Source organism: Rhodococcus sp. CX (assembly GCF_015865005.1).
Lineage (GTDB): Bacteria > Actinomycetota > Actinomycetes > Mycobacteriales > Mycobacteriaceae > Rhodococcus.
Genome location: NZ_JADZGH010000273.1, coordinates 28,730 through 37,903, shown reverse-complemented (window position 1 = coordinate 37,903; position 9,174 = coordinate 28,730). Strand labels below are relative to the sequence as shown.

General features: G+C 66.2%; 10 protein-coding genes and 1 pseudogene. 5 read left to right on the top strand and 6 right to left on the bottom strand.

What is annotated here, in order from left to right:
- Positions 1 to 279 (top strand): annotated as a pseudogene (locus I0Q12_RS31100) (HNH endonuclease); the annotation flags it as partial.
- A gap of 13 nt (positions 280 to 292) precedes the next feature.
- Here the strand turns inward: I0Q12_RS31100 and I0Q12_RS31095 are convergent.
- Together I0Q12_RS31095 and I0Q12_RS31090 are read right to left on the bottom strand one after the other, a co-directional pair.
- The gene (locus I0Q12_RS31095; protein WP_197257844.1) at positions 293 to 1,378 is read right to left on the bottom strand and encodes a dihydrodipicolinate reductase; all 1,086 of its coding nucleotides are present in this window, start codon (positions 1,376 to 1,378) and stop codon (positions 293 to 295) included.
- 53 nt (positions 1,379 to 1,431) lie between these two features.
- Positions 1,432 to 2,412: a Rieske 2Fe-2S domain-containing protein gene (locus I0Q12_RS31090; protein WP_197257842.1), complete on the bottom strand. Its 981-nt coding sequence runs from the start codon at positions 2,410 to 2,412 to the stop codon at positions 1,432 to 1,434.
- A gap of 221 nt (positions 2,413 to 2,633) precedes the next feature.
- Between I0Q12_RS31090 and I0Q12_RS31085 the strand changes: the two genes are divergently transcribed.
- Both I0Q12_RS31085 and I0Q12_RS31080 read left to right on the top strand, forming a co-directional pair.
- The gene (locus tag I0Q12_RS31085; protein WP_231611788.1) at positions 2,634 to 3,188 is read left to right on the top strand and encodes a TetR/AcrR family transcriptional regulator; all 555 of its coding nucleotides are present in this window, start codon (positions 2,634 to 2,636) and stop codon (positions 3,186 to 3,188) included.
- Positions 3,189 to 3,239: 51 nt separating this feature from the next.
- Positions 3,240 to 4,412 carry a GDSL-type esterase/lipase family protein gene (locus I0Q12_RS31080; protein ID WP_197257840.1) on the top strand — a complete coding sequence of 391 codons (1,173 nt, stop codon included), beginning with the start codon at positions 3,240 to 3,242 and terminating at the stop codon, positions 4,410 to 4,412.
- Positions 4,413 to 4,441: 29 nt separating this feature from the next.
- Here the strand turns inward: I0Q12_RS31080 and I0Q12_RS31075 are convergent, their stop codons facing one another.
- From I0Q12_RS31075 to I0Q12_RS31065, 3 genes are all read right to left on the bottom strand, one after another.
- Positions 4,442 to 4,894: a hypothetical protein gene (locus I0Q12_RS31075; RefSeq protein ID WP_197257838.1), complete on the bottom strand. Its 453-nt coding sequence runs from the start codon at positions 4,892 to 4,894 to the stop codon at positions 4,442 to 4,444.
- A gap of 19 nt (positions 4,895 to 4,913) precedes the next feature.
- The gene (locus tag I0Q12_RS31070; protein WP_231611780.1) at positions 4,914 to 6,014 is read right to left on the bottom strand and encodes a DUF6745 domain-containing protein; all 1,101 of its coding nucleotides are present in this window, start codon (positions 6,012 to 6,014) and stop codon (positions 4,914 to 4,916) included.
- Between the two features lie 75 nt (positions 6,015 to 6,089).
- Positions 6,090 to 7,298, bottom strand: coding sequence for an oxygenase MpaB family protein (locus tag I0Q12_RS31065; protein WP_307846673.1), 1,209 nt, complete (start codon positions 7,296 to 7,298; stop codon positions 6,090 to 6,092).
- A gap of 200 nt (positions 7,299 to 7,498) precedes the next feature.
- On the opposite strand from I0Q12_RS31065, the gene I0Q12_RS31060 reads away from it, so the two are divergent.
- Together I0Q12_RS31060 and I0Q12_RS34490 are read left to right on the top strand one after the other, a co-directional pair.
- Complete coding sequence (locus tag I0Q12_RS31060) at positions 7,499 to 8,020, top strand: hypothetical protein (protein WP_307846672.1); 522 nt, start codon at positions 7,499 to 7,501, stop codon at positions 8,018 to 8,020.
- Between the two features lie 552 nt (positions 8,021 to 8,572).
- Positions 8,573 to 8,722 (top strand): hypothetical protein, encoded by a 150-nt coding sequence (locus I0Q12_RS34490; RefSeq protein WP_231611779.1) that lies wholly within the window; start codon positions 8,573 to 8,575, stop codon positions 8,720 to 8,722.
- Here I0Q12_RS34490 and I0Q12_RS34485 read toward each other — a convergent pair.
- On the bottom strand, positions 8,704 to 9,174 hold a 471-nt coding region (locus I0Q12_RS34485; RefSeq protein WP_307846670.1), incomplete at its 5' end, for a pirin-like C-terminal cupin domain-containing protein. The genes I0Q12_RS34490 and I0Q12_RS34485 overlap by 19 nt on opposite strands.

The following is a 9,174-nucleotide window of genomic DNA, read 5'->3' as shown; positions in this document are numbered from 1 at the left end:
GCCTGCGACGCGTGTCATGCGCTGGTGCACGACGGGCCCGGCGGCTGGCACACCCGCGTCGCACCGGCAGGTTCGGAGTATCCGGGCCGCACGGAGTGGATCCCGCCACCGCACATCGATCCCGAGCAGAGACCGCGGGTCAATCACCGTCATCACCTCGGTGATCTGTTGTCGGCGGCGTTGGCGCACTACCGCGCCCGCCGCGAAACCGAGCTGCGCGAGCATCGCAGGCGGTGGATGCGGGAACCCTCCGGGGACGCGAACGGCGACGCGCCGTAGTGCCGTTGCGGTTCTATTTCTTGAAGCGCCCTGCGAATCCGCGCAGCGGCAGGTCCGCACTCGTAATGATGCCGGGAGGTGCGGCGACCACGGACTTGATCGAGTTCAACACCGGTAGTCCGGTGACGGTCATGCCGATGGAGGCGAAGTTCGCCGGATCGGACAGGTCGAACTCCTTGCGGGGGAAGATCATGTGCTTGTTGTAGATGTTCGGATCCCCGGTGATCTGGGTGATGTAGCAGCCCTGGATCTTCCACGCGGGATCGGTGTGCGGCGTCATCTGCCATTCGAGGTGGGTTTCCACCCGCGGCACACCGTCGACCAGCCCCTGGTATTTGATGTAGCTCGCGCCGAGAGAGCCTTCCGGCAAGAGGTACCAGCCGAGGTCGACGTCCTTCGTGCACGCTCCGAGTTCGTACCCGAAGGTCACCTCGTCGAGTTCGAGGTCGAAGGCGTCGGCCATCAGGTAGACCGAGTCGGCGAACACGGCGGTGTACTTGTAGAGCGAGTCCGGGATGGTGGGGTCGTCGATCGGACGCCCGTATCCGACCGCCTTCCACGTGTCGACGGAATGGTGGCACGAGACGTCGACCGATTCGGTAACGGTGACGTTCTCGATCTCGGACACATCGGCGGAGTTGACGATTCCGAGGATCTGGCACAGTCCCGGATTCATTCCCGTGCCGTAGAAGGTGGAGTTGCCGCGTTCGCACGCTGCCTGGATGACCTCGCTGACCTTGCGGCCCGAGGGATGTGGATGGTTCTTGTCGCGGTGGTAGCCGGTGATCCAGTCCGCCGTCGTCACCACATCGATGCCGGCCTCGAGAACCTTCTCGTAGAGATCTTCGTCGGGGAACACCCCGTGGAATGTGAGGACGTCGGGTTCGGCGGCGAGAATCTCCTCGACCGATCCGGTGGCCGTCACGCCGATGGGGCCGATACCCGCGATCTCGCCGGCGTCCCGGCCGAGCTTGTCGGGGGTGTAGCAGTGCAGCCCGACGAGTTCGAGGTCGGGATGGCTGCGGATCCGGCCGATCATCTCCGTGCCGAGGTTGCCGGTCGCAACCTGGAACACCCGGACCTTGTCGGAGGTGCTCATTTCTCGTGGACCTTTCTGTCGGGTGGGTGAAGCTCTCTCTGTCGGCAGTGGATTCAGGCCGGGTAGAACTGCGCCGCCCATTCGCGCAGGGCCCGGAAGCCGTCGAATTCCTTACGGGTCAACGCGGGAGGATCGGAATAGCGCTGATGCGCCCAGATGTGGATGTCGGCTTCGAACTGCCCGATGACGAAGTCCGCCATCGTCTTTCCGTACCTGGTCATCTCCGGGCCGTCGTCGCCGGGTTTGCGTCCGATCCACACCGTGAAGCGGACGTCGGAGGTGGATTCGTCGACGGGTGTGACCGCGGGCATCGTGCGGTTGTCGATCATTCCCCAACTCTTGGTGATCGAGCAGCCCAAGCCGGCATTGATCGATTCCACCCCGCTGGCGATCTGGCCCTCGGCCACGTTCTCGTCGAACGAGACGGTGAAGTCGACGTAGGAGACGGGTCCGGAGAAGTCGTGGCGGGTGAATTCGGGGACGAAGGGTGTCTTGTGGACGAACTTGAAATGGGCGAAATCGACCCCGTTCTCCAGGGTGTACTGCGGATGTAGTTCCAGCCCTTGTCGGTACAACGTCGCCGCGGGCACCGGTGGGTAGTAGTCGGCGGCGGTCCTGCCGTCCCCGAACGCCTCGAACATGTCCGGGACCTCGAAGTAGGGCTCGCGCCCTTCGGTGTCGTACCAGATCCATACTGCTTCGTTCCGCTCGACGACGGGATAGCTGCGGATCCGGCGACCTTTGTTCGGGCGGTTTTCGTAGGGAATGCAGACGTTGCGGCCCGCCCGGTCCCATTCCCACCCGTGGAACGGGCACACGAGATTCTCGCCCTCGACGTGGCCTCCGTAGCCGAGGTGGGCGCCGAGATGCTCGCAGTAGGCGTCGAAGACCGCGATATGCCCGGAAGCCGATCGCCACGCCACCATGTCGCGGCCGAAGTACTTCATCCTGTGAACGGCGCCGGTTCCGATCTCGGCGCTCCAGGCCACTTGGAACCAGCCTGTCGGCTCCATACACAAGGGTGGCTTCGCCAACTCGGTCCTCCAGCACTCGAAACGAAACGGTGGACGGGACATCGGAAGAGCTGTGATCTCTGCCACGAGACGTGAGCGATCGTAGAACCGTCTTCGAAAATATGCAAGAGGGTTCTGTGAAAGTGGTCCCGCTGGTCAGCGCTGTAGACTCGCCGTTCGTGGTGGAGGCGGCGGTGAGCGGGCGACGTGCGAACAAGCGCGGCATAGAGACGCGGGACAGCATGATCAAGGCAGCCATCGCTTCCTTGGCCACAGGCGATCCCGCGGCCGTGTCCGGCAACCGGATCGCCCGGGACATCGGCGCGACCTGGGGTGTGGTGAAGTATCAATTCGGGGATATCGACGGCTTGTGGGCCGCCGTTCTCCGCTACACCGCCGATAAGCGCGGCGATCTGCCGGCGGGAATCAAGCCGTACGGCACGCTGCACGAACGGGTGACCGCTCTGATCGAGGCCATGGCGGTGGGCTTGCGTACGCCGGAATCACTGGCGATCGAAACTCTCCGTGCTGCGCTACCGCGTGACCATGCGGAACTCGAGCGGGACTACCCGCGTACCGCAGCGGAACTGGCTTCATGGAAACCCAACTGGGACAAGGCTGTCGAGCGATCCTTCGCCGACCTCGGCCTCGATCCCGTCAAGCTGAGGCAGGTGGCGGCGCTCATTCCGGCAGCGATGCGCGGAATCACCTCGGAGCGGACCTTGGGTACCTACGGGAATCTCGACGATGCCCTTGCCGGGCTGATCGGCGGGATAGTCGCGTATCTCCAGGCGTGACGTGACCCACCGCAACCCACGACATCCGACCTTCCATCCCGAGGTGAATACATGACTCGCTCGACCGACCTGACCGCGACCGAGATCACGCAGAACATCGTTCGCGGGGCCGCCGAACTCGAGCGCACCGAACACGGCCTCCTCCCACATCGGCTGCCCGCCTGGGCCCGCCGTCAGTGCGACGACCCGCAGCTGCTCATGGCCGAATCCCAGCCGTCCGGTGTGCGGCTGGTCTTCCGTACCCGCGCGACCGTCGTCGAGCTGGACACACTTCCCACAAGGCGGACGTACATCGGAGCGCCGCCACGTCCGACCGGCGTCTACGACCTGATCGTCGACGGACGACTCGCCGGACAGGCCGGTGCGGAAGGCGGAAACGTCATCGTCCTCGATCTGGCGACCGGCAGCGTCGAACACCGCCCGGGGAACGTCGGTACCGTGCGTTTCGCCGACCTGCCCGCCGCGCCGAAGACGGTCGAGATCTGGTTGCCGCACAACGAAACCACCGAGCTGGTCGCGCTGCGCACCGACGCACCCGTCGAGCCGGTGGAGGACGCGGGTCGCCCGGTGTGGCTGCATCACGGCAGCTCGATCAGCCACGGGTCCAACGCCGCTACTCCCTCCGGAATCTGGCCTGCCCTCGCCGCTGCGCGCGGGGGAGTGGAGCTGATCAACGTCGGGCTCGCCGGCAGCGCCCTGCTCGACCCGTTCACCGCGCGCACGATGCGTGATACCCCGGCGGACCTGATCAGCGTCAAGATCGGCATCAACGTCGTCAACTCCGACGTGATGCGACGCCGCGCGTTCGGCCCGGCCGTGCACGGCTTCCTCGACACCATCCGGGACGGGCACCCGACCGCACCGCTGCTCGTCGTCTCGCCGATCCACTGCCCGATCCACGAGGACACTCCCGGGCCCGGAGCATTCGACACCGCGGCCCTCGCCGCCGGGACGCTCGCGTTCGTCGCGACAGGGGATCCGGCCGAGCGTGCAGCCGGGAAGCTGACGCTCACGACGATCCGCGAGGATCTGGCGCGCATCGTCGCGCAGCGTGCAGAGGACGACCCGAACCTCTACTACCTGGACGGGACCGATCTCTACGGGGAAGCCGATCATGCGGTGCTGCCGCTGCCGGATCGGCTGCACCCCGACGCCGAAACGCACCGGCTCATCGCGGAACGGTTCGCCGAGCGTGCCTTCGCGGGCGGCGGGGTATTCGCGTAACGGGGCTTCTCCGGGTTGCGTTGACCGCGTCAGTCCGCGACGAGCCGCGCCGCACCGTAGAGGCCGGTACCGCGCTCACGTTGCCGGCCGATGACGTAGCGGCCCGGTGCGATGCCCGTGGCGCCGTGCTCGGGGTGGACGAGGTAGGCGACACCGGTCACCTCGACGATCCCGAGCGCGAGACCCCGCGGATCGGTAACCGGCGCGGTCCACGTGCACGCGTCCTCGTCGGCGACAAGCGAATGCGGATTGCCCCCGGCGGCGCTGCGCAGCAACTCGATCCCGGACGCGGGAACCGGAACGGTACGGGTCCACGGATGGCGTGTCACCACGCCGGCGAGCATCGTGTGCGGGACGACGATGAGATCGCCCTGGGCCTGCGGTCCGTCGACGACCGGCACGGACACCTCGCGATCGAGGTGGTCGAACACGTCGATGCCGCTCCAGGTGGTGATGTCGGACAGGGTTCGAAGAGCATTCATGGGAATCACCTCGGGGAGTTCAGGTCCGGCGCACGAGCCGGGAATAGTCGGAGCCGCTGATGCCGTAGGTCCATCCGGCGGCGTCGAGGGCGGACGGAGCCCACGCGGGGACGGGCAGTCCGTAGCGTCGACGGGTGCCGTCGCGTTCGAGAGATCCGTTGACGGCGAGCAGGATCCGCCCCGGCGAGCCCCAGCCGCCGGGACTGTCGTACAACTCGAGCAGGCAGCCGGGATTACCGGGATCCTCGGTGCGGTCGACGAGCGTGAGCGCTGCCTCCTCGATGTAGGTGTCCCACCCGATGCGCTCGATCGCGCACCGCCGGATCTCGACGTTGCGTTCGCGTCCGATGCGCTCGGCGGTCGGATCGAGCACCACCCAGTCCGGGACGATGGTGCCGTGATGGACGAAAGACCGTGTTCCATCGGAATATTCGAGTGCTGCCCGGTTCGGGTGGTGGAGGCGTCGTTCACCCTCGGCGCCGCCCGGCGACGGCTCGGTGTGCAGTTCGCGGGGGCGTTCGGCCATCACGCACACCCGCTCGAACGCCCACCACCATCCGGTGGCGCCGACCAGTGCGGCCTGTGCGTCGAGAAGCTCTCTGTCGAGTGCTCCGAAACCGACGAGACCGCATCGCCGGATCGTGTCGTAGTATCCGACCCGGTGCGCTTCCTGCTGCCCGTACCAGCTCACGGTGCCGACAGGTCGGGGAAGTGTTCGCCGGATCGCGGGGGCCACCGCGTCGAAAAGGGTGGTACGCAACGAGTTCCAGACCATCCTCCGGATGAGCTGCTCCGGATTCGGAGACGTCCCGAACCGCGACGACGGATAGCGCCGCCGGATCCGCTCGTCCATCCGACTGCGCGTGGCCGACAACAGCGACGCGATCCGCACGGACGGATGGGTGTCGTCGAGCGCCGAGAACGGTCCCGGGATCGATTGATGCGCAATGAATGTCGATGCAGCTGCGGGTGACGGCACCCACACGAATTCGGGTGGATCGAAACCGGAACGCCGATAGAGTTCCGCAACTGCGTTTTCCGCGACAGAACGATCGGCGGGTCGAGTGCTCAGTCCGTGCGCGAGCCACTGATCGCGCAGTTCTCGGACGGCGGCGATCATGCGATGGGGGCGGAGGCCGCCTTTCCTGTTGTCATGGTTGTCGAGGATGGCACGAAATCACCGGTGGCGCAAGAATCATGCGGGGATCGGCGCGACGGTGGTGATCTCGCCGCCGAGGATCCGCTGCCGATTCTCGGCGAGTCGACGCTCGCCCAGGCGCTGCAACCAGCGCTTCCCGGCCGGTACGCGACCGATCACATGGTGCTTGGCCACATTCACCGCGATTCGGGCAGCCGGGTACCACGGCGGACGAATCGGCACGTTCAGCGCCCGGACCGCGGCGGGACCGAGCAGGGTGGTCGCGAGGGAGAGCCCACGCTCGTACTCGTAGCGTCGGCGCAGCTGGCCGAACCCGCTTTCGCTGGAGGTGAGAGGCAGATCGACCAGCGACTTCGCGAGCAGGAGGCTGTGCTCGTCCGCGGCCGGTGACGCCGAGCCGATGTGATACATCATCCGCAGTCCCTTGCGCAGGTCGAACTGCAGCCAGTGCTCGTCGACACCCATCAGCCAGCCGACGTAATACCACAGGTGCAGGACGGCCTCGGCCTCCCGGCGGGTATAGCGCACACCGAGTACGCGCGTGTGGAGCAGGAACGTGATGGAGAACAGGCCCAGGGTGCCGGCCTGGTCGAACTGATTGATGGGGAGACCGCGTTCGGCCGTGTCCCAATCCGTTTCGTGTTCGTGGTGGTAGTTCACGAAGGCGTGCATGAGCCGGACGTGGACGGACAGGATGAACCCGTCGCCGAAGCGCTCGAGCCCGCCCTCCTCGGTGCAGCCGTACCACCACGCACCGGTCTCGGCGATGCGCCGAAGGGTCCGGTCGCCGGTGAGCTTGCCCGAGCCGGTGAGGATCGGCAGCGGTCCGGAATTGTTGTACCCGCCCAGCAGGGAACCGTAGGCGAGGACGTCTGCGGCGTCGGTGCCGACACGGCGCAGGGTCCGGGCGCCGAGGGCGATCTTGTCGCGGTCGACCCAGTCCGGTGTGTCCTCGAGGAGTGCGAAGTAGTCGCGCAGGGGCTGCGGGGCGTCGGGCACGGAGTCGATGCCGTGGTGGAGCGCCTGCCGGAACTGGGCCATCGTGACGGTGCGGTCCTCCCGCATCGCGCGGACCAGTGCCGCGCTCGGTTCGTCCCGCTCGAGCAGTGCCCGTCGGAGTCGGTCGGCCTCCTCGGGGTCGGCATCGGGATTCGGCCACGCGAACGGGCGCAGGGGCGCGGTGACGCGCGCGGTGCGCTCACGGTCGCGCATGTAGCGGGTCGGTGCGTATGCCGGGATCGTCACGACACCACCTTCCGACTGACAACTCCCATTGTCAATACTGATCGATCCAGAAGATGCGGTCCTCGACTGTGGGGTGTCCGTCGAACGGGCGATATGCAGCGTGTGGCGACGCTGGAAACATCGGGCCGAAATCTCACCTGCGAATGTACGGAGGCCACGTGTCAGGGAAATCGATCCGACCGAACTTCAGGGCGCGCAGCGTGATTGCTGTTGCCGGAACTGCGGTTGCCGTGGTCGTCGCGGGACCGGCGGTCGCGTCCGCGGCGCCGCTCACGGGAAGCGCCGGCAGCAGCGAGCTCGGCGACGGCATCATCGACTTCGGCAGCAGTGTCGTGAACTTCGGCAGCAGTGTCATCGACTTCGGCAGCAGCATCCTGGGCAGTAGCCCGGGTGGGGGTGGCATCGTGCCGCAGACGCAGCAGTGCAACGAGTCGACCCGGTCGGGCGGTGCGGGAGTCACCGAGACGATCCACCAGATCGGCCGAACCGGTCCGACCGCATTCGTTCTCGAGCACGAGACCTTGAACATCCCGGACCTGATCGAGGTGTTCTACGAGGGTGCACGGGTCCACAGCACCGGCTTCATCGGCGACAACCTCAACGAGGGGACCGGCTCCGCGCTCGTCACTATCCCCGCCGGCGCTGCGACGTCGGTGGTGGTGCGTGTAACCGGTCCCGCCGATACCGCCTGGGACTACACCGTCCACTGCCCGGGCTCCTGATCGACGCTCCCGTAAGGCCTGCGACTCGGTGAACGACTTCCTGCATCTGCCCTGCAACATCTTGTGATGCGCATTTCGGCCGTCCTAAGATTGTCCTTGCCGCCGCTGGGTGTAATGGGTAATACATCAACTGGTGTGAACGGAATTCGTATTCGGGTGTCGCGCATCCGTTCACACCAGCGTGCCGATCTCGATGCCCCGGATCGGTGGCCATTTTTCCGGAATACACGTCTACGTCGGTTGAACTGCGCAGCAGGGGGCAGTCCGGTTCCGGCGGTCGATCGCGGCCGTGTCCCAGCAGCATTCGCGTGACTTTCGACCGACGACGGTGCATTCCGTGACTCCTCGAGGGAGCACTCGGCCATGTCCCCAATCGTCCCCACCCCGACAGCTCGCCTTTCGATGCGAATTGCTGTGGTCGCATGCGCCGCCTTCGGCGCTTTCGGCCTCCTCGGAGCCACCGTCGCGCAGGCGATTCCCACACCGACTCTGCCACCGACCGGCGGTAACGCCGAGTGGCAGTCTCTCGCGCAGAATTGCTACACGGGCGCGATGAGATCATGTGACTCTCTTGCCGATCAGACCAAGTTCTCGAACGCGCCCGAAGCGCTCGCATACAACGACTACGGATTCTCCTGCGGGGGACGGGTCTACTACGACCCGAACGGTGTGTACATGAGTTGCTACGAGCAGTTCGGATGACGGCTCGGCGGGTTGCCGGCAGGGGTGTTCACCGTGCCGTCGGAATGCCGTGCGAACCGCCCGGTTTCGCGATCGTGTACGACGTCCACGCGATCCCACGGCCATCCACCGAACTCGGTGCGGCGATAGTCGTCGTACGCCTGCTGGAGTTCGGCGGTCGTGTTCATCACGAACGGACCGTGCTGGGCGACGGGTTCGCCGATCGGAACCCCCTGCAGCAGGAGGATCTTCGCGGGTTCGTCGCCGGTCTCCACCACGGTCGCCCGGAGGGCGGACTGGGCGAAGCCGTCACCCGCGGTCACGTCGAAGCCTTCGACGACCGCACGTGAGGCGTCGCCGTAGACGTAGAGCACCCGGCGGGTGTCGGCGGTCGCGGGCGCCGGAAGTTCCACCCGCGCGTGCGGTTCCAGGTCGATCAGCCACACCGCGATGTCCGACCGCGGATCCGATGC